Origin of the sequence: Paracoccus methylovorus (assembly GCF_016919705.1) — a bacterium.
Taxonomy (GTDB): Bacteria; Pseudomonadota; Alphaproteobacteria; order Rhodobacterales; family Rhodobacteraceae; genus Paracoccus; species Paracoccus methylovorus.
Genome location: NZ_CP070371.1, coordinates 642,104 through 660,470, shown reverse-complemented (window position 1 = coordinate 660,470; position 18,367 = coordinate 642,104). Strand labels below are relative to the sequence as shown.

Here is an 18,367-nt window from a genome sequence, read left to right as displayed (position 1 = left end):
TCAAACTTCAACCTTGCGTGCGGCGTTGGGATGACCTGCCGGGGGCTTGCCCAAATTGGGCACGCTGCCGGCAGCCATGCTTTCGCGCCGCTTCAACTTCTTGATCACCACCGGGCAGGTGGTCTTGGACTGGTAAAGAACCTGGCAATGCATGCAGTTGATGCATTCGTTGGGATTGATCTCGCCCGTCGGATGGATCGACTGCACCGGGCATTGGTGGGCGCAGGTCTGGCAGGGATTGCCGCATTCGTGATAGCGTTTGAGCCAGTCGAACATGCGCATCCGGGCCGGAATCGCCAGCGCCGCGCCCAAGGGGCAAAGATAGCGGCAATAGAACCGCTCGACGAAAAGGCCCGCGATCAAAAGTGCCGCCGCATAGGCCACGAAGGGCCAGGCGCGGACGAAGTTCAGGATGATCGCGGTCTTGAAGGGTTCGACCTCGGCTAAATGCTCGGCCCGCTCGATGCTCATCAACGAGACGCCGAAAAGCCCAAGGAAGATCATGTATTTGACCGGCCACAGCCGTTCATGAAGGCCCCAAGGCAAGGTCCATTGCGGGATACGCAGCTTGCGGGCGATCTGGTTGGTCAGCTCTTGCAGCGCGCCAAAGGGGCAAAGCCAGCCGCAATAGGCGCCGCGCCCCCAGAACAGCAGTGCGGCAGCCACAGCAAACCAGAGGATGAAGGTCAGCGGATCAAGCAGGAAAGCCTGCCAGCTAAAGCCGTTCACGAGGCTGCCGAACAGGGCCATCAGGTTGACGACCGACAGTTGCGCATTGGCATACCAGCCCAGGAAAACCAGCGTGATCACCAGATAACCCATGCGGAAGATATAAAATGCGCGCTCGTTCCGGGTGGCAAAACTCTGGAAGAAGAACACCCCGGTCAGCACCAGAAGCATGACACCAACGCCTGCGATCTTGAGCTTGGAATCCAGCCAGATGCGTTTCCACAACTGGGCCTGAGCCTGCGCCTCGTCCGGCTCGGCTGCAGGTTGCGCGGCCTCTGGCGCAACGGCAATGGCACGCAGGTATTTTTGCGGCAGTTGATAGCCAAGGTCGAAAGTGTGGAAGACCTTTTCGATCGGCCCGACTTCGCGTTGGACCAGCAACTGAATGCGAAAGGGCTTCGTCGGGTCAAAACCCGAAGCGGCGGGAATCTTGAACAGATCCATCTCGGTGAATTCCGGCGTGCCATCGGCTGCGATGGCATTCAACCGGCGATGGTCGCGGTCGAGAAAACGAACCGAGATATCGTCCTGGATCAATACGATGCGGTCGAAGATACCGCCCCGCACATAGCCCGACCCCTTGAAGCTGTAGAGGCCACGCCCCATTACCGCTATCGCGTGATCGCCCTCGACGAGCCAGTTTTTCAGGTTCGTATCCTGCGCCTGCCCTAGCAACACCTCACCGATTGCGGGGGCCGACACCAGCCCGGCGTACATCTCGATGAAAGTGGTCTCGGGCGGCTCGGTCAGCGCGCGTTCGGCGGCGCGGGGATCGGCGTTGTCGGCAAAGGCCGCATTTACCTGACCGACATCCAGCGCCAACCGGCGCAGAGTGCCGTCACCCTCCATCTCGTGCCAATCGGCCGGAAGGACCGCTTCAGGATTGATCTCGAACTTCGGCCCGCTGGCAGCAGCCTCGGTGACCAGACCGCCAAGGCCAAGCGAGCGCGCAACCTTCAGACCAGACCGCACGATGGAATCATCGATCACCATCACCGTGACCGTGGCCCCCGAGATGATCTCGACGTCATGCGCGGTGCCGCCGGACTGCGCCTCGGCCACCAGATCCAGCCCCGTATATCCCTCGACCAGCGTTTTGATCTTGGCCTCGGGGATGCCGATCAGCACGATCGGCTCGGAATGCTTGACCAGTTGGACACCGGCGATCTTCGCATCATTGTCCACCGCGACAAGCGTATGGATCGGCTTGCCGGAATAACCCGTGGTGCCGACGAAGTCAGAGGTGATGAAGGCATGGGCAACGGTCTCGCCACCCTTCAGCACCGGGGCAACGGCCAACTCAGTGCTGATGGGTCCGAACCCGTCGGCGCCCGGCACCAGTTCCGCCGCGTTCTGGTCGGGCAGCAGTTGCTCCAGCACGCTTTCGGCGGTCGCCGGCAGCGCCGGTAGCAGCAGCAGCGCAATCGTCAGGACGAAACGGAAGATCTTCATGCTCGGGTATCCCTGGCAGTTGCCCAGACCCCGTGCATCGGCTGGCGCGGATTGGCCGCGCCAAGCCCCAGGCAGTCGCTCGCAGGCGACGGGACCGCTACGGTCCAGGCAGAGAATGAAAACGGAGGACCGCGCGCCCACACAGATATGGCACGACCCACAATAGGAACCTGCGCCGCCAAAAGCTGCCCATCGTGGCGCCACCATTGATCCGAACCGGCAGGCAGGCGCAGTTCGGGGTTGGCGGCCAGTTCGGGCATGTGGCACAGCGGGCAGTCGCGGCACTCTTGCGGCGCGGAATGCTCATTTCCCTCGGCGTCCAGCCAGATGGTGCGGGCATGGCCTTCGGCGCAGATGGCAACCTCATGCAAGGGGCCGGTCAGAACCCCGGCAAGCTGGGCAGGCATCGCAACACCCGTCCCGATCCACCCCGCGAGAAGCAGAAGGAAAATCGCGGCAAAGGCGAAAAGGCTTTGGACCCGATTATGAATCGCGCGGCGGCACATGAGGCCCGTCTAGGCCGTTACCTCTGCCCAGACGTTGATTTAAATCAAACGATCCAGCTTGAAGGCAGGACGCGACAGCCGGTCGCAGTCACCCTGCGACAATCTGTCCGGTTAAGTATCCGACTTTTTCCCTCGGCATTTGACATATCTCAAGCTGCGCTGAGCTGCAGCAGGCTAGGACAGGCGGGACGGGCGGCCTTTCCGCCCGGACCACCAAGGAGAACATGATGTTCCAGAAATCCTTCGCCGCAGCCGTCAGCACCGTGCTGGCGCTTGGTCTTGTTGTCCCCGCATATGCCGCGACTCATGAGGTGCATATGCTCAACAAAGGCGAATCCGGCGCCATGGTGTTCGAGCCGGCCTATGTCCGGGCCGAGCCGGGCGACGTGATCAACTTCATCCCGACCGACAAAAGCCACAACGTCGAGGCGATCAAGGAAATCCTGCCCGAAGGCGTCGAGCACTTCAAAAGCAAGATCAACGAATCCTATACGCTGACCGTGACCGAGCCCGGGCTTTACGGCGTGAAATGCACACCGCATTTCGGCATGGGCATGGTCGGACTCGTGCAGGTCGGCGACGCGCCGGCGAACGCCGAAGTGGCCAAAACGGCCAAGATGCCCAAGAAAGCGCGCGAGCGCATGGACGCGGAACTGGCGCAAGTCAACTGAGCCGGCCCTGGCAGCCGTCATCGACAGGAACAGGCGCGGCGCGGCAATACCGTCCGCGCCTTATTCTTGACGAAAATCAGCCCGAAGCCTTTTCGGCCATGGCAAAACCCCCGGCGGATATCCATATGTCAGCCAGGATGGCGGCAAGGGGAAACAGCATGACCAAGATCAACCTGACCGACCAAGGTTTCGTTGTCGAGGCGCAGGAACTGGCCTCGGCCTTCGGGCTTGAACCCGAGCAAGTGCCCGGCTTGATGCGCGAAAACCGCATAACCACCCGCTGCGAGACCGGCGAAGGCGAAGACGCCGGCCGCCATCGCCTGACCTTCTTTTTCCAGGCACAGGCCCTGCGGCTGACCATCGACGATACCGGAACGATCCTCAAGCGCGCGCGCTTCGACGTTCCGATGCGCGGTGCCACTGCGGGCTGACGGGGCCTTCGGGATCGCCGAAAGCCCCATGCCGCCTCAGATGGCAAGAACGCGCGGAAACAGCACCTCTTCCTCAAGATGGATATGGGCGACCACATCGTCGCAAAGCTTGCGCACGCCGGTATAAAGCGCGGTCCAGGAGCCACAGGCCCCGACCGGAAGGGCGAGGCCGTTGGTGACATGCTCGATCCGGCGCAGCAGCCCGCCGGTATCCTCATGCTCGGATTGCATGACGCGAATCGGTCCTGCCAGCATGTGCGCGCCGGCGCCCTGCAAGATGGCGGGGAACAGGACGGCTTCCTCCTTGGCCATATGCGATTCAAGATCGTCGCGCAGCGAAACCAGCGCTTCGGTCAAGCCCAGCGGGGCCTCGTCATGATCGCCATGCACCATCTCCACCCGGTCCGCCAAGCCGATCAGCCAGCCCAGTTCCTCGCGGTGGGTGGCGTGATAGCGTGACAGGATATACTCGATCATCGCCGGCGTTTCGTCGGGAGCATCGCGCCCGGCCCGGTCGATCAGCGCCTGAAGTTCGGCGGTCAGAGTCGGCAGTTCAATCCCGGCCTTGGCTGCGGCCTCGGCCAACCCGGCTTTGCCGCCGCAGCAAAAGCTGATGCCGGCACGGCGGAACACTTCGGCAGCGCCGGGCAGCCGGGCTGCAATGTCGCCGACGATACTGTCGGGCGCCAGGGTGATGTCGGTCATGATGGTTCTCCATTGGGGGCGGGTTGACGTGGAGTCCATGCCCGCGCCAGTGGCGGACCAAGACGAAGCAGATCGACCGCACGGGCGGCAATCTGGCCGGTGACCTCGGCCAGAGATTGCGGACGCAGATAAAAGGCCGGAACAGGAGGCAGGATCACTGCACCCATCCGGGTCGCGGCCTGCATGTTTTCCAAATGCGCCAAGGTCAGCGGCGCTTCGCGCGCCAGCAGAACCAGCGGGCGACGCTCTTTCAACTGCACACCAGCGGCGCGGGTCAGCAGGCCGTCATCGAAACCATGCGCGATAGCGGCCAGGCTGCGCATCGAACAGGGCGCGACGATCATGCCGGCGACCGGGCAGGAACCCGAGGCGATCTCGGCCCCCAGATCGCGCTGCGCGTGAACGCGCGTGGCGATAGACTGCAGTTCGTTTAGCGCCCCCGGGCCGACCTCTTCGACCAGCGTCCGCTCGGCCATGGCCGAGGCGACGAGATCAATCTCGGCCCCAAGGCGAACCAGCGCGCGGGCGCAATCCAAGGCCAACGCCGCGCCCGAAGCACCCGAGACACCCAGCACCACCCTCATGGCATCACCGTAGCAAGCAGGGCTTCGGCCCGCGCCTCGTGCTGCGGGTCAAGCCGCATGACGCGGCCCCATTCGCGATTGGTTTCGGCACCGATCTTGGTGGTCGCATCCAGACCCAGCTTGCCCGCCAGTCCTTCCAGCGGTGAGGCGAAGTCGAGGTAATCCATCGGCGTGCGGTCGAGAAGCATCACGTCGCGACCGGGATCCATCCGGGTCGAGATCGCCCAGGCGATATCGTCCCAACTGCGCACATCAATGTCGCTGTCCACCACGACCACCAGCTTGGTATAGCTGAATTGGGGCAGCATCCCCCACAACGCCATCATCACCCGCCGCGCCTGACCGGGATAGCGTTTGTCGATCGCCACCACCGCCATGCGATAGGAACAGGCGGCGGGCGGCAGCCACAGATCGGCGATCTCGGGGATCTGGGCGCGTATGACCGGCAGCGCCAGTTCGTTGAACACTTCGCCGATGACCGACGGCTCGTCAGGCGGTCGCCCGGTGACGGTCGAGAGGTAAAGCGGGTCGTTGCGGCAGGTAATACGGCTTACGCGCATGACCGGGAAAGGCTCGACGGCATTGTAATAGCCGGTATGGTCGCCGAAAGGCCCCTCTGGCGCGGTCTCACCGGGATGGACCCAGCCCTCGATAACGATCTCGGCGCGGGCGGGCACCATCAGCGGCACCGTCTGCGCCGCGACCAGCTCGGTGCGAGCACCACGCAATACGCCGGAAAAGCCCAATTCGGAAACGGTCTCGGGCAGCGGCAGCGCGGCGGCAAGCAACAGCGCCGGATCGGCCCCCAGCGCGATGGCCACGGGCATCGGCTCATCCGCCTTGGCCCAACTGCGGTGATGCGCCGCCCCGCCGCGATGCGCCAGCCAGCGCAGGATCAGCCGGTCGGGGCCAAGCACCTGCGCCCGATAAACGCCCAGATTATAGCGGATCAGATCCTCGGCCCGACTGCTGTGCGGCCTCGTCAGCACCACCGGCCAGGTAATCAAGGGTCCGCCATCCTCGGGCCAGGGCGTCTGCACCGGCAGTGAATCGAGGTCGGGCAGCTCGACATCCTGAACCGGACCGTGGCGCAGCAGTTTGGGCCGCGTCGAAAGCGCCGCGCGCAGCATCGGCCAACGCGACATCGCATCGCGCATCCCCTCGACCGGGGCGGGACTGCGCAATGCCGCGAGGAACTCGCCAAAGCCCGAGATTTCGTCGGGTTGAAGCCCCAACCCCGCCGCGACCCGCGCACGCGTCCCGAACAGATTGGCGACCACCGGGATCTGCGCGCCCGCGGGCTGGTCAAAGCGCAATGCCGGGCCGCCGCGCCGCAGGCAGGCCAGTTGCACCGCCGTCATCTCGTGACGCAGGGAAACCGGCTCGGCGATACGCGCATATTCACCCCGCGCCTCCAGCCAGGAAAGAAAAGCCCGCAGGTCGGGAAACGAGGGAAGGCTGCGCATTGATGGCTCCGGCAGGCCCGCGTAAAGGCGGGCGGATCATGAGGGGGCAAGCTAGGCAGGAATTTCCCCGACCGATTTGACAAAGATCAATCACAGTCCCGATTGACGGGCCTAGACCCATGGCATGACCCAGCGCCCCTCTCTGCCGCCGCTCATGATGCGGCTCCCGCCCCCTCCGCTTACACGCCCGGCCCTCGGTCTGGCGTTAACCGCGTTTTTGCGCAGGATTGCGACGGAAAAGCCGGCAATCCTGTCACGCCTTGGCCCTTATCGTCAGTCGCGCTTCCTGCTTGATGTCAGCGACGCGCCCTTTCTGCTGTTGATGCAGCCCGAGGCCCGGCGGCTGACCGCCCATTCGCGTCGCGCGGCCGCCCCCGATCACGATGCCGCGATCCGGGGCGGGTTGGCCGCGTTTCTGGCCATGCTGCACGGTGCCGAGGATGGCGATGCGTTGTTCTTTTCGGGCGAGTTGCAGATCTCGGGCGACACCTCGGCTGTGCTGGCGCTGCGCAACGCACTGGACGACGCCGAACTGGACCTGACCGAGGAACTGGCGGGGATTTCAGGCCAGCCGCTGGGCCGCTGGCTGCGCCGGGGTTCGGCACTGGTCGCGCGCAAAAGCGGCTTTATTCTGTCTCGACAAGAGGTGATGCCATGATGGAGCTGGTCTGTCCGGCCGGAACCCCCGCGGCACTGCGCGCGGCGGTCGATGCCGGGGCGCATACGGTCTATTGCGGCTTTGCCGACGAAACCAATGCGCGCAACTTTCCTGGCCTGAACTTCAGCCGCGAAGAGCTGGCGGATGGCGTGGCCTACGCCCAAACGCGGGGCGCCAAGGTGCTGGTGGCGATCAACACCTTCCCCCGCGCAGGCGAACAGATGCTGTGGCACGATGCGGTTCGCGATGCCGCCGATCTGGGTGCACATGCCGTCATCCTGGCCGATCTGGGCCTGATCGCCCATGCCGCCGAGGCCCATCCCGGTCTGCGCCTGCACCTGTCGGTGCAAGCCGCCGCCGCCAATCCCGATGCGATCAATTTCTATGCCCAGACCTTCGGCATCCGCCGCGTCGTACTGCCGCGCGTGCTTTCGGTCGAGGAGATCACCGCCATCAACCGCGAAATCGACGTCGAGACCGAGGTTTTCGTATTTGGCGGACTTTGCGTCATGGCCGAAGGTCGGTGTTCGCTGTCCTCTTACGCCACCGGGCTTTCGCCGAACATGAATGGCGTCTGCTCCCCGGCAAGCCACGTCACCTATTCCGATATCGGCGGCAATCACGAGGCGCGATTGGGCGATTTCCTGATCCACCGCACGCCCAAGGGCATGCCCGTGCCCTATCCGACGCTGTGCAAGGGCTGCTTCACGTCGCCCGACGACAAGGGCAACAGCCAGACCGGCCATATCTTCGAGGACCCGGTCAGCCTTGACGCCACCCGGCTGATTCCGGCGCTGCAAAAGGCCGGGGTCAGTGCCCTGAAGATCGAGGGCCGCCAGCGTTCGCGCGCCTATGTCGCGCAGGTGGTGCGCGCCTTTCGCGCCGCAGTCGAAGCGGCCGAACAGGGTGCGCCGATGCCCGAGGGGCTGCTGGCGCGCCTGACCGAAGGACAAGCCGCAACCACCGGCGCCTATGCCAAGACCTGGAGATGACCATGGACCTGACGGTTGGCCCCATCGCCTTTTTCTGGAGCGCGGATCAGGTTCGCGACTTTTACCGGACGCTGGCCGAAACCCCCGTCAAACGGGTGGTGATCGGCGAATGGGTCTGCTCCAAACGGTTACCGTTCTGGCAGCATGAAATTCCCGCCGCAGTAGAGGTGCTGCAAGCCGCCGGAAAACAGGTCGCGCTTTCGACCCTGACGCTGGTGACGCTGAAACGTGAACGCCGGCAGACGGCCGAGCTTTTCGCCTCGGGCCTGCCGGTCGAGATCGCTGATCTGACTGCGCTGAGGCACCTGCCCGAGGGCGCCCCCTTCTGGGTCGCCCCGACAGTGAACGTCTATAACGAAGGCACGCTGGAATGGCTGGCGACCCGGGGGGCGCAGCGGATCTGCCTGCCGCCGGAGCTGCCTTTGGCGTCGGTCGCGCGGCTGGCCCGCGCCGGTCAGCAGGCCGGGGTTGCCGTCGAGGTCTGGGGCCATGGCCGCGCTCCTCTCGCCATCTCGGGCAGGTGCTATCACGCACGGCTGCATGATCGCGCCAAGGACAGCTGCCAGTTCGTTTGCGAAGAGGACCCCGATGGCCGCACGGTCGAGACGCTGGAGGGTCAAGCCTTCCTGACCGTGAATGGCGTGCAGACGCTTAGCCACAGCCACATGACCGTGGCCGGCCAGATCGACGAATTGCGCGAAGCCGGTGTCGCGGCGCTGCGCCTGTCGCCGCAGCCGGGTGATTTTGCCGCGGTGATCGGGCTTTACGCAAGGCTGCTGGACAGTGGGCTTGCACCGGACCAGGCTCTAGCCGATCTTCGGCGTATCCAACCGGGTGCAGTTTTCGCCCAGGGCTTTCTGGAGGCGCGCGCTGGTGCGGCCCCCTGCCCCTAACGATTTTAACGGAGACGCGCGATGTCCACCTCGGAACGCAGGCGCAACTATCACGGGCCGGTGCTGCTGAGCCACGGGTTCCGGGCATTCTTCCTGCTTTCGGCACTTTGGGCGGCACTGGCCATGGTCATCTGGGTGGCCATGCTGTCCGGGGCCGACATCCTGCCGATGGCCTTCGACCCGTTCAGTTGGCATGCACATGAATTTCTTTACGGCTATCTGGGCGGGGTCATCGCCGGGTTCCTGCTGACCGCGGTGCCGAACTGGACCGGCAGGCTACCCGTGATGGGAATACCCTTGGCCGGGATAGTCGGATTGTGGCTTCTGGGCCGCGTCGCGGTCGCAACCTCGGCACTGATCGACTGGCGGCTGGTCATGCTGATCGATCTGGCTTGGGGGCTAACCCTTCTGGGTTTTCTGGCGCGCGAAGTCTTGAGCGGCAGAAACTGGCGCAACCTGCCGGTGCTGACGCTGCTGGCCGTGTTCATCGGCGGCAACGCGCTGTTCCACATCGAGGCCGCCAATGCAGGCGCAGCCTTCGAAGGCACAGGCATGCGGTTGGGACTGGCGGCCGCCCTGTTGCTGATCGCGTTTATCGGCGGGCGCATCATCCCCAGCTTTACCCGCAACTGGTTGGTTGCGCGGGGTGCCAAGCGCCTGCCTGTACCCTTCAACCGCGGCGATGGGTTGGTGCTGGGGCTGACAGTCGTCACGCTTACCGGCTTTGTCGTTGTGCCCGAAGCCACCTTCATGCGCTGGTTGATGCTGGCTTGCGGAACTGCGCATCTGTGGCGGCTGGCGCGCTGGCAGGGTCTTCGCACCACCGCTGAACCGCTGCTTTGGGTCCTGCATCTGGCCTATGCGGCGCTGGCACTGGGCTTCTGGGCCGAGGCGGCGGCCGGTTTCGGCCTGATCGCAGCGGCACCTGCCCGCCATGTCTGGCTGGCCGGCGCGATCGGGTTGATGACGCTGGCGGTCATGAGCCGGGCAAGCCTTGGTCATACCGGACGGCCCCTGCACGCCAATGGCGGCACCACGGCCACCTATCTGGCGCTGCTTGGCTCGGTCGTGATGCGGGTGTTGGCGGGAATCGTGCCGGATCAGGTCTGGCTGCTGCATCTGTCGGGCACGCTTTGGTTCCTGGCTTTTGGCGGCTTCGCCCTGCTCTATCTGCCGGTGCTGGCTCGGCCGCGTCTGGCAGCCAAGCCGGTTTCAGGACCAAGGCGGGCCTGAGCCACAACAAAACCTGCACCACAATAGGAAAAGGCCCGGTCGCTTAACCGGGCCTTTCGCCTGCATTTTCGCGCCTTAAGCGGGGTGCAGACCGCCCACCTCCTGACACCAGTCAAGTACCAACGCCTCGTCAGCAGGAAGGGGCGTGGCAAGCCCGTCGGAGAACTCCTGAAAAGCCGGCAGGTTCAACCCGTTTACCCCGACCAAAACCGGAATGCCGCGCGACAAAGCCTCGGCGATCAGCGGTGCGAAACCGCGCCCCTCGGCCTCTTGCTTGCCAAACTTATTAACCAACAACAGATCGGTCGTGGGCAACGCCGCCGTAACACCAACCACCGCAGCTTCCAGAACACCGGCGTCCAGCCGACAGCCGCGCGCACCATTTCCCCGATCCTCGCTGATGCGCAACACAGGGCCATCAGGCAGGACGCGCAGGTCCATATCGCATTTGATACGCCCTTCGCGCTGGATATTGACCTGCACCGTCCCGGCCAGTCGCAGCCCGACAGCCAGAGCCTGCTCTGCAACGACGGCAAGAAAGCGGTCGTTCGCACCGCGACCGGGCAGGCTGATATAGGCCAGATGCATCAAGCATGCCTTTCCTGATTGAACGAGACACCGGCAATCTCGGCCCCGGCAATCAATCCGTCAAGGTAGTCGCGGCTGGCGCGCAGCCAAGCCGCCTTGTCATGGGCCTGCCGCAGTTGAGGCAGGACCGCTTCGAACGGCAGGACCTCGCCTCGCGCCCGGGCGTCGAGGCGGATGACATGGATGCCATAACGCGTCTCGGCCAAGGCAAATGTGCCTTCCGTCATCTTGGCCAACACCGCCTCGAATTCAGGAACGGTATCGCCCGAGGTCAATTGCCCCAGCATTCCGCCCGCAGTTTTCGACGAGCATGCGCTTAGCTCGGCGGCAAGCGCGGCGAACCGCTGCGGCTCGGCCCGGAGTTCAGCCAGAACCACTTCAGCGCGTTTGCGAGCCTCGGCACGCGCCCCGACGTCGTCGGGCGCGGCGGCAAACAGGATATGCGCGGCCTCGAACAGCGACGGCGCGTGAAACTGTTCGGGGTGGGCGGCGTAATGGGCGGCCAACGCAGCCTCATCGGCAGGCGCGGGCCGGATCACCTCGTCCAACAGGGCACGGATCAAGGCTTCGTCCTCGGTTTCCCATTGGCCGGGGGCGAGCTCGGCCGGTTCGGCCACGATGCCCTTGGCGCAGGCTTCCTGCAACAGAAGCTCGCGCACCGCCAAGGCCTGCGCAGCCGATTTCCAGGCGTGCCCCGGTTTGCCCTTGGGGGCGGGATGGTTCTGCGCCTCGGCCGCAACGCGGCCGGGGTCGATGGTTATGCCGTTCACGATAATCGGCGGCAGCAGCGGTTTCATCTCAATCGCCCCTACTCAGCAGGATAACGTTTGGAGCGCACGATCTGATAGCCGGGCCGCCAGAGATAACGCACGGGTGCCGAGATCATATGCACAAGCCGCGTGAACGGGAAGAGCAGGAAGATGGTCAGACCCAGAAGGATGTGCAGCTTGAACAGCCAATGCACATTGGCCAGATAGTCTGCCGCGCCCGAGCGGAAATAGACGATACCCTGCGCCCAGGACATCAGCAGCGTCATCTCGTGCCCGTCCAGATGCTGCATCGAGACCAGAATGGTCGCAAGCCCCAGCACCAGTTGAGCGATCAACAGCACCAGAATGCCGGTGTCGGCCAGCGTCGTATGGGCGCGCACGCGCGGATCGTAAAGCCGGCGATGCAGCAGCAGCCCGCCGCCCACCAGCGCCATGACGCCGGCAATGCCGCCTGCAGTCATCGCCAGCACCTGTTTGGCGCCGTGGCTGATGCCGAATGCGTCAAACACCGCGATGGGCGTCAGCAACCCGACCAGATGGCCGCCCAGAATAACCAACACGCCGACATGAAACAGGACAGAGCCGATCACGAATTGCCGCCGTCGCAGGATCTGGCTGGACTTCGACTTCCAGCTGAACGGGTCCTGATCGTAGCGGATGACCGAGCCCAAAATCATCACCGTAATGGCGATATAGGGGTAGATGCCGAAAAAGAAGTTGTTCATCTGAACCTCCTGTTCACTGCGTCGGGTTGGCGACGCGCGGGGCGTCCATACGGGCAAGGATGTCGCGGCTGATCGGGCAGCCGGCATTGGGATCGGGGCCGAAAGTCACCTGCGCTTCTTCCCAGACAGCATCGAGCGCGGCCAGATCCTCGGGATCGTCCACGGGGACATTGGCAAGCTCTTCGGGCAGGGCCGCCGGTTCGGTCACCACCAGCGTCACCAGCGCGCCCAGCACGCCGGCATATGCAGTTTCGCGGCGGGTCAGCCTGTCGGCCAGCGCCACGAGGATATGCGACGCATCGCTCAGGATCGCCAGCGCCTCGGTCAGCGGCCGGGTGGACAGGTATTCCAGCAGCACCGGCAGGTGGTCAGGCAATTCCGAGCCCACCAGATCGAAGCCACCGGCGCGATAGGTCTCCAGCAGATCGACCATGGCGCCGCCACGGTCCCGGCTTTCGCCATGGACATGCTCGAACAGGTTCAGGGACAGGGTGCGCGAACGGTCGAACAGCAGCACGTAGCGTTCCTGAAGATCATAGAGATCGCCCCGACGCAGTTCCTGCAGCAGCCGGGTGATCTCCTCCATGCGTTTGGGGCCGAACAGCCCCTCTGCATGCAGCGCGGCGTCGATTTCGGGCAGCGCTGCGATCAGCTCTTCGGTGGGATAGCTCAGCAGCGCAGAGAGAGCCTTGAAGGTTTTCATGCGATGAACTCCTGCGGACTGCGGAATTTCTTGCCGCCGAAGAGCGAGGGGGTATCACCGGACGAGCAGCCGTGTCCGTCGGTAAAGCCGCAGCCGCCCCGAAGGTCATAGGCATCCTCGACAATCTCGCGGTGCGTGGTGGGAATGACGAAACGATCTTCGTAATTGGCGATGGCGAGAAGCTGATACATCTCGTCGATCTGCAGCGGGGTCAGCCCGACGCGGTTTGCGACACCAAGGTTGACCACACCGTCCAGCGTCTTGGACCGCATATAGCTGCGCATGGCAAGCATCCGTTCCAGCGCGGCGGCGACCGGGGCCTCGTCGCCGGCAGTCAGCATGTTCGCCAGATAGCGCAGCGGAATACGCAGGCTGCGAACGTCGGGCATGTCGTCCTGGGCCGAGATCTTGCCGGCCTCGGCGGCGTTCTGGATCGGCGACAGCGGCGGCACATACCACACCATCGGCAGGGTGCGGTATTCCGGATGCAGCGGGAAGGCGATCTTCCATTCCATCGCCATTTTCCAGATCGGCGATTTCTGAGCGCCCTTGATCCAGTCCTCGGGGACGCCTTCGGCGCGGGCGGCGGCAATCACTTCGGGGTCATTGGGGTCCAGGAACACGCCCAGTTGCGCGTCGTAGAGATCCATTTCGGATTCCGCGGCGGCAGCCTCGGCGATCTTGTCGGCATCATATAGCATCACGCCCAGATAGCGGATGCGGCCAACGCAGGTTTCCGAACAGACCGTGGGCTGGCCGGATTCAAGGCGCGGATAGCACAGGATGCACTTTTCCGATTTCCCGGTGGACCAGTTGTAATAGATCTTCTTGTAAGGGCAGCCCGAGACGCACATCCGCCAGCCCCGGCACTTGTCCTGATCGATCAGCACCACCCCGTCCTCTTCGCGCTTGTAGATCGCGCCCGAGGGGCAAGAGGCGACGCAGGCCGGGTTGAGGCAGTGTTCACACAGCCTCGGCAGATACATCATGAAGGTATTTTCGTATTCGCCGTAGATATCCTTCTGGATGCCCTCGAAGTTGTAATCCTTGCTGCGTTTTTCGAATTCGCCGCCCAGGATTTCCTCCCAGTTCGGGCCCCATTCGATCTTTTCCATCCGCTGGCCCGAGATCTTCGAGCGCGGCCGGGCCGTGGGAAACGCCGGCATTTCCGGCGCCGATTTCAGGTGGTCGTAGTCGAAATCGAATGGCTCGTAGAAATCGTCGATCTCGGGCAGATCGGGGTTGGCAAAGATATTCGCCAAAATCCGCCATTTACCGCCCTGCTTGGGCCGCAGATGACCCGATTTCGTCCGTACCCAGCCGCCGTTCCAGCGTTTCTGGTTCTCCCAATCCTTGGGATAGCCGATGCCGGGCTTGGTCTCGACGTTGTTGAACCACGCGTATTCAACGCCTTCGCGCGAGGTCCAGACGTTCTTGCAGGTCACCGAGCAGGTATGGCAGCCGATACACTTGTCCAGGTTCAGCACCATGCCGATTTGCGCACGTACTTTCATTCCGCTGCCTCCGTAGCTTGGGTTGCGGGCTGGTCGAGCCAGTCGACCTTGTTCATTTTGCGGACGATGACGAATTCGTCCCGGTTGGAACCCACCGTGCCGTAATAGTTGAAACCATAGCTAAGCTGGGCATAGCCGCCGATCATATGGGTGGGCTTGGGCACGATGCGCGTCACCGAGTTGTGGATGCCACCGCGCAAGCCGGTGATCTGGCTGCCGGGGGTATTCACGATCTTTTCCTGCGCGTGATACATGAACATCGTGCCTTCCTTCATGCGCTGGCTGACCACCGCACGCGCGGCGATAACGCCGTTGCTGTTGAAGACCTCGACCCAATCGTTGTCGACCAGCCCGGCTTTCTTTGCGTCGATCTCGGATATCCAGACCACCGGGCCGCCGCGGTTCAGCGTCAGCATCAGCAGGTTGTCGGTATAGGTCGAGTGGATGCCCCATTTCTGGTGCGGCGTGATGAAGTTCAGCACCACATGCTTTTCACCGGCACCCAGTGATTTGCGCGCATCCGCACCGACGGTTTTCAGATCGACCGGCGGCCGCCAGGTCACGAAGGCTTCGCCAAAGGCGCGCATCCATTCGTGATCCTGATAAAGCTGCTGGCGACCCGTGACCGTCCGCCATGGGATCAGTTCGTGGACGTTTGTCCAGCCGGCGTTATAGCAGACTTCCTCGCTTTCGATGCCCGACCAGGTGGGACTGGAAATGATCTTGCGCGGCTGGGCCGCGATGTCGCGGAAACGGATCTTCTCGTCCTCCTTGACCTCGGCCAGATGCTTGTGATCAAGGCCCGTGAAGCGGCCCAAGGCTTCCCACGCCTTCACGGCCACTTCGCCGTTGGTTTCCGGCGCCAGCATCAGCACGACCTCGGCGGCATCGATCGCGGTCTCGATCCGCGCCATGCCCTTGGTCGCGCCTTCTTCGGTCACGCAGCCATTGAGGGCCTGCAGGTGGTGCACCTCGCTCTTGGTGTCCCAAGAGATGCCCTTGCCGCCGTTACCCAGCTTTTCCATCAATGGGCCAAGCGCGGTGAAGCGCTTGTGAAGGTTGGGATAATCCCGCGTCACCTCGATATAGGCGGGCGCGGTCGTGCCGGGGATCAGATCGCATTCGCCAAGCTTCCAGTCCTTCACAAAGGGCTGGGCAACCTCAGAGGCGCTGTCGTGCTGCAACGGCAGCTGCACCACGTCGGTTTCGACTCCCAAAATCTCGGGGGCCAGTTCCGAGAACTTGCGGGCGATGGACTTGAAGATCTCCCAGTCGGTCTTGGACTCGTAAGCCGGATCCACTGCCGCCTGAAGCGGGTGGATGAACGGATGCATGTCCGACGTGTTCATGTCGTCCTTTTCATACCAGCTGGCGGTCGGCAGGACGATATCGGCATAAACGGCGGTGGTGGACATGCGGAAGTCGATGGTGACCAGCAGGTCCAGTTTCCCCTCGGGGGCCTTGTCGTGCCAGACCGCATCGACCGGTTTCTGGCGGCCTTCCTGACCCAGATCCTTGCCCTGCACGCCGTGATCGGTGCCAAGCAGGTGTTTCAGGAAGTATTCATGCCCCTTGCCCGACGAACCAAGCAGGTTCGAGCGCCAGACGAACATGTTTCGCGGCCAGTTTTCCGGTGCATCCGGGTCTTCGCAGGACATTTGCAGCGCGCCGGATTTCAGCTCGCGCGCGACGTAATCCTTGACGGCGATGCCTTCGGCTTTCGCGGCGCGGCCGATCTCCAGCGGGTTGGTCCTCAGTTGCGGGGCCGAGGGCAGCCAGCCCATCCGTTCGGCGCGGATGTTATAGTCGATCAGGCTGAGCCGGCTCCAGTCGCCCGCCGGTGCGGTGGGAGACAGAATTTCCGCGCTGCTGACCGTCTCATAGCGCCATTGGTCGGTATGGGCATAAAAGGCGCTGGTCGAGTTCATGTGCCGCGGCGGGCGCGCCCAGTCCAGCGCAAAGGCCAGCGCCGTCCAGCCGGTCTGCGGACGCAGCTTTTCCTGGCCGACGTAATGCGCCCAGCCGCCGCCCGACTGACCGACGCAACCGCACATCACCAGCATGTTGATGACGGCGCGATAGTTCATGTCCATGTGGAACCAGTGGTTCATCGCCGCGCCGATGATGACCATGGAGCGCCCATTGGTCTTTTCGGCGTTGGCAGCGAATTCCCGCGCAACCTGAATGATCTTGTCGCGGCGCACGCCGGTGATGCGTTCGGCCCATGCCGGGGTAAACGGCACATCGGCGTCATAGTCGCTGGCGACATTTTCACCGCCAAGCCCGCGATCAAGGCTGTAGTTGGCGCAGAACAGGTCGAATACCGTGGCGACCAGCGCCTCTTTGCCATCGGCCAGCTTCAGGCGCTTGACCGGCACGTTGCGGGTCAGGATGTCGCCGCGATTGTCCACCTCGAAACCGTTGGTGGCGGCGGCGCCGAAGAAGGGGAAATCGACCCCGACCACATCGTCGCGATCCTCTTCGAGGATCAGGCTCATCTTCAGCCGGACCTCGTCGTCACCGGATTTCTGCTCAAGGTTCCAGCGCCCTTGTTCGCCCCAGCGGAAGCCGATCGAGCCGTTCGGAACCACGATCTCGCCGTTCGTCTCGTTGAAGGCGACTGTCTTCCATTCCGGGTTATTGGCCTGCCCCAGCCCACCGTCGAAATCGGCGGCGCGCAGCTGGCGACCGGGGATGAAACGGCCGTCGCGTTCTTCCAACTGCACCAGCATGGGCATGTCGGAATAGCGACGACAGTAGTCTTCGAAATACTCGGCCTGCCGATCCAGGTGGAATTCGCGCAGGATGACGTGACCAAAGGCCATGCCAAGCGCCGCGTCGGTGCCTTGTTTCGCGTTCAGCCAGATGTCGCCGAACTTCGCCGCCTCGGAATAGTCCGGGCAGATCACCGCCGACTTGGTGCCGCGATAACGCGCCTCGGTATAGAAATGCGCGTCCGGCGTGCGGGTCTGTGGCACGTTCGAGCCCCAGAGCAGCAGGTAGCCTGCGTTATACCAGTCGGCCGATTCCGGCACGTCGGTCTGTTCGCCCCAGGTTTGCGGGCTGGCAGGGGGCAGGTCGCAGTACCAGTCATAAAACGACATGCAGGTGCCGCCCAGAAGCGACAGATAGCGCGTGCCGGCAGCATAGGAAATCATCGACATCGCCGGGATCGGCGAAAAGCCAAAGACCCGGTCAGGCCCGTATTTCTTGGCCGTATAGGCGTTGGCAGCCGCGACGATCTCGGTCGCCTCGTCCCAGTTCGCCCTTACGAACCCGCCCTTGCCGCGGATGCGGGTATAGCTTTCGCGCGCCTGCGGGTCGTTCTGGATCGCGGTCCAAGCCTCGATGGGCGTCATGCTCCGGCGCTTTTCGCGCCAGAGCTTCATCAGACGGCCACGGATCAGCGGCGTCTTTACCCGGTTGGCCGAGTAAAGATACCAACTGTAGGAAGCGCCCCGCGCGCAGCCCCGTGGCTCGTGGTTGGGCAGGTCGGGCCGGGTGCGGGGATAGTCGGTCTGCTGGGTCTCCCAGGTGACGATGCCCGATTTGACATAGATCTTCCACGAACAGGACCCGGTGCAGTTCACCCCATGGGTCGAGCGCACGATCTTGTCGTGACGCCAGCGAGAACGATAGGTGTCCTCCCAGTCGCGGTTTTCGGTCGTCGTCTGGCCATGTCCTTCTGAAAACACATCTTTGCGTGTGGATTTCAGAAAGTTCAGACGGTCCAGCAGATTGCTCATG

Annotated in this window: 17 protein-coding genes; 6 read left to right on the top strand and 11 right to left on the bottom strand. The window is 63.4% G+C overall.

Annotated features, from left to right (window positions below):
- Positions 1–2,181, bottom strand: coding sequence for a NosR/NirI family protein (locus tag JWJ88_RS16405; RefSeq protein ID WP_205296759.1), 2,181 nt, complete (start codon positions 2,179–2,181; stop codon positions 1–3).
- Positions 2,178–2,588 (bottom strand): hypothetical protein, encoded by a 411-nt coding sequence (locus JWJ88_RS16400; protein WP_205296758.1) that lies wholly within the window; start codon positions 2,586–2,588, stop codon positions 2,178–2,180. Before JWJ88_RS16400 ends, JWJ88_RS16405 begins: the two co-directional genes overlap by 4 nt.
- Before the next feature lie 326 nt (positions 2,589–2,914).
- Between JWJ88_RS16400 and JWJ88_RS16395 the strand changes: the two genes are divergently transcribed.
- Both JWJ88_RS16395 and JWJ88_RS16390 read left to right on the top strand, forming a co-directional pair.
- A complete protein-coding gene (locus JWJ88_RS16395) occupies positions 2,915–3,358 on the top strand; it encodes a pseudoazurin (protein ID WP_205296757.1) in 444 nt (147 codons plus the stop codon).
- A 158-nt stretch (positions 3,359–3,516) separates the two neighbouring features.
- On the top strand, positions 3,517–3,789 hold the full coding sequence (locus JWJ88_RS16390) for a DUF6522 family protein (RefSeq protein WP_205296756.1): 273 nt from the start codon (positions 3,517–3,519) through the stop codon (positions 3,787–3,789).
- A gap of 36 nt (positions 3,790–3,825) precedes the next feature.
- Here the strand turns inward: JWJ88_RS16390 and ric are convergent, their stop codons facing one another.
- Genes ric through JWJ88_RS16375 form a run of 3 tightly spaced genes read right to left on the bottom strand, consistent with a single transcriptional unit; the run spans position 3,826 to position 6,544 of the window.
- A complete protein-coding gene (ric, locus tag JWJ88_RS16385; protein ID WP_205296755.1) occupies positions 3,826–4,494 on the bottom strand; it encodes an iron-sulfur cluster repair di-iron protein in 669 nt (222 codons plus the stop codon).
- Entirely contained in the window at positions 4,491–5,078 is a 588-nt protein-coding gene (locus JWJ88_RS16380; RefSeq protein WP_205296754.1) for a UbiX family flavin prenyltransferase, read from the bottom strand. The genes ric and JWJ88_RS16380 overlap by 4 nt, the downstream gene beginning before the upstream one ends.
- On the bottom strand, positions 5,075–6,544 hold the full coding sequence (locus JWJ88_RS16375) for a UbiD family decarboxylase (protein WP_205296753.1): 1,470 nt from the start codon (positions 6,542–6,544) through the stop codon (positions 5,075–5,077). The genes JWJ88_RS16380 and JWJ88_RS16375 overlap by 4 nt, the downstream gene beginning before the upstream one ends.
- 217 nt (positions 6,545–6,761) lie before the next feature.
- On the opposite strand from JWJ88_RS16375, the gene ubiT reads away from it, so the two are divergent.
- Genes ubiT through JWJ88_RS16355 form a run of 4 tightly spaced genes read left to right on the top strand, consistent with a single transcriptional unit; the run spans position 6,762 to position 10,320 of the window.
- Complete coding sequence (gene ubiT / locus JWJ88_RS16370; RefSeq protein ID WP_240200360.1) at positions 6,762–7,202, top strand: ubiquinone anaerobic biosynthesis accessory factor UbiT; 441 nt, start codon at positions 6,762–6,764, stop codon at positions 7,200–7,202.
- Positions 7,202–8,194, top strand: a complete 993-nt coding sequence (ubiU, locus tag JWJ88_RS16365; protein WP_205296884.1) for a ubiquinone anaerobic biosynthesis protein UbiU — start codon at positions 7,202–7,204, stop codon at positions 8,192–8,194. Before ubiT ends, ubiU begins: the two co-directional genes overlap by 1 nt.
- Before the next feature lie 2 nt (positions 8,195–8,196).
- On the top strand, positions 8,197–9,087 hold the full coding sequence (ubiV, locus tag JWJ88_RS16360) for a ubiquinone anaerobic biosynthesis protein UbiV (RefSeq protein ID WP_205296751.1): 891 nt from the start codon (positions 8,197–8,199) through the stop codon (positions 9,085–9,087).
- A 21-nt stretch (positions 9,088–9,108) separates the two neighbouring features.
- Complete coding sequence (locus JWJ88_RS16355) at positions 9,109–10,320, top strand: NnrS family protein (protein WP_205296750.1); 1,212 nt, start codon at positions 9,109–9,111, stop codon at positions 10,318–10,320.
- A gap of 75 nt (positions 10,321–10,395) precedes the next feature.
- On the opposite strand, the gene JWJ88_RS16350 is transcribed toward JWJ88_RS16355, so the two are convergent.
- From JWJ88_RS16350 to JWJ88_RS16325, 6 genes are read right to left on the bottom strand one after another with little or no spacing between them, the layout of a single operon-like run.
- Positions 10,396–10,908 carry a DUF2478 domain-containing protein gene (locus tag JWJ88_RS16350; protein WP_205296749.1) on the bottom strand — a complete coding sequence of 171 codons (513 nt, stop codon included), beginning with the start codon at positions 10,906–10,908 and terminating at the stop codon, positions 10,396–10,398.
- The gene (locus JWJ88_RS16345) at positions 10,908–11,705 is read right to left on the bottom strand and encodes a peptidylprolyl isomerase (protein WP_240200359.1); all 798 of its coding nucleotides are present in this window, start codon (positions 11,703–11,705) and stop codon (positions 10,908–10,910) included. Before JWJ88_RS16345 ends, JWJ88_RS16350 begins: the two co-directional genes overlap by 1 nt.
- A gap of 11 nt (positions 11,706–11,716) precedes the next feature.
- Complete coding sequence (narI, locus tag JWJ88_RS16340; RefSeq protein ID WP_205296748.1) at positions 11,717–12,403, bottom strand: respiratory nitrate reductase subunit gamma; 687 nt, start codon at positions 12,401–12,403, stop codon at positions 11,717–11,719.
- A gap of 13 nt (positions 12,404–12,416) precedes the next feature.
- Positions 12,417–13,106, bottom strand: coding sequence for a nitrate reductase molybdenum cofactor assembly chaperone (gene narJ, locus JWJ88_RS16335; RefSeq protein WP_205296747.1), 690 nt, complete (start codon positions 13,104–13,106; stop codon positions 12,417–12,419).
- Positions 13,103–14,620 (bottom strand): nitrate reductase subunit beta, encoded by a 1,518-nt coding sequence (narH, locus tag JWJ88_RS16330; RefSeq protein WP_205296746.1) that lies wholly within the window; start codon positions 14,618–14,620, stop codon positions 13,103–13,105. The genes narJ and narH overlap by 4 nt, the downstream gene beginning before the upstream one ends.
- Positions 14,617–18,366: a nitrate reductase subunit alpha gene (locus JWJ88_RS16325; protein WP_205296745.1), complete on the bottom strand. Its 3,750-nt coding sequence runs from the start codon at positions 18,364–18,366 to the stop codon at positions 14,617–14,619. Before JWJ88_RS16325 ends, narH begins: the two co-directional genes overlap by 4 nt.
- Position 18,367 lies beyond the last annotated feature (1 nt).

Bases quoted from the DNA above. Each gene is read 5' to 3' on its own strand.
- JWJ88_RS16405 (WP_205296759.1), bottom strand. From the start codon at position 2,181: ATGAAGATCTTCCGTTTCGTCCTGACGATTGCGCTGCTGCTGCTACCG.
- JWJ88_RS16400 (WP_205296758.1), bottom strand. From the start codon at position 2,588: ATGCCTGCCCAGCTTGCCGGGGTTCTGACCGGCCCCTTGCATGAGGTT.
- JWJ88_RS16395 (WP_205296757.1), top strand. From the start codon at position 2,915: ATGTTCCAGAAATCCTTCGCCGCAGCCGTCAGCACCGTGCTGGCGCTT.
- JWJ88_RS16390 (WP_205296756.1), top strand. From the start codon at position 3,517: ATGACCAAGATCAACCTGACCGACCAAGGTTTCGTTGTCGAGGCGCAG.
- ric (WP_205296755.1), bottom strand. From the start codon at position 4,494: ATGACCGACATCACCCTGGCGCCCGACAGTATCGTCGGCGACATTGCA.
- JWJ88_RS16380 (WP_205296754.1), bottom strand. From the start codon at position 5,078: ATGAGGGTGGTGCTGGGTGTCTCGGGTGCTTCGGGCGCGGCGTTGGCC.
- JWJ88_RS16375 (WP_205296753.1), bottom strand. From the start codon at position 6,544: ATGCGCAGCCTTCCCTCGTTTCCCGACCTGCGGGCTTTTCTTTCCTGG.
- ubiU (WP_205296884.1), top strand. From the start codon at position 7,202: ATGGAGCTGGTCTGTCCGGCCGGAACCCCCGCGGCACTGCGCGCGGCG.
- ubiV (WP_205296751.1), top strand. From the start codon at position 8,197: ATGGACCTGACGGTTGGCCCCATCGCCTTTTTCTGGAGCGCGGATCAG.
- JWJ88_RS16355 (WP_205296750.1), top strand. From the start codon at position 9,109: ATGTCCACCTCGGAACGCAGGCGCAACTATCACGGGCCGGTGCTGCTG.
- JWJ88_RS16350 (WP_205296749.1), bottom strand. From the start codon at position 10,908: ATGCATCTGGCCTATATCAGCCTGCCCGGTCGCGGTGCGAACGACCGC.
- JWJ88_RS16345 (WP_240200359.1), bottom strand. From the start codon at position 11,705: ATGAAACCGCTGCTGCCGCCGATTATCGTGAACGGCATAACCATCGAC.
- narI (WP_205296748.1), bottom strand. From the start codon at position 12,403: ATGAACAACTTCTTTTTCGGCATCTACCCCTATATCGCCATTACGGTG.
- narJ (WP_205296747.1), bottom strand. From the start codon at position 13,106: ATGAAAACCTTCAAGGCTCTCTCTGCGCTGCTGAGCTATCCCACCGAA.
- narH (WP_205296746.1), bottom strand. From the start codon at position 14,620: ATGAAAGTACGTGCGCAAATCGGCATGGTGCTGAACCTGGACAAGTGT.
- JWJ88_RS16325 (WP_205296745.1), bottom strand. From the start codon at position 18,366: ATGAGCAATCTGCTGGACCGTCTGAACTTTCTGAAATCCACACGCAAA.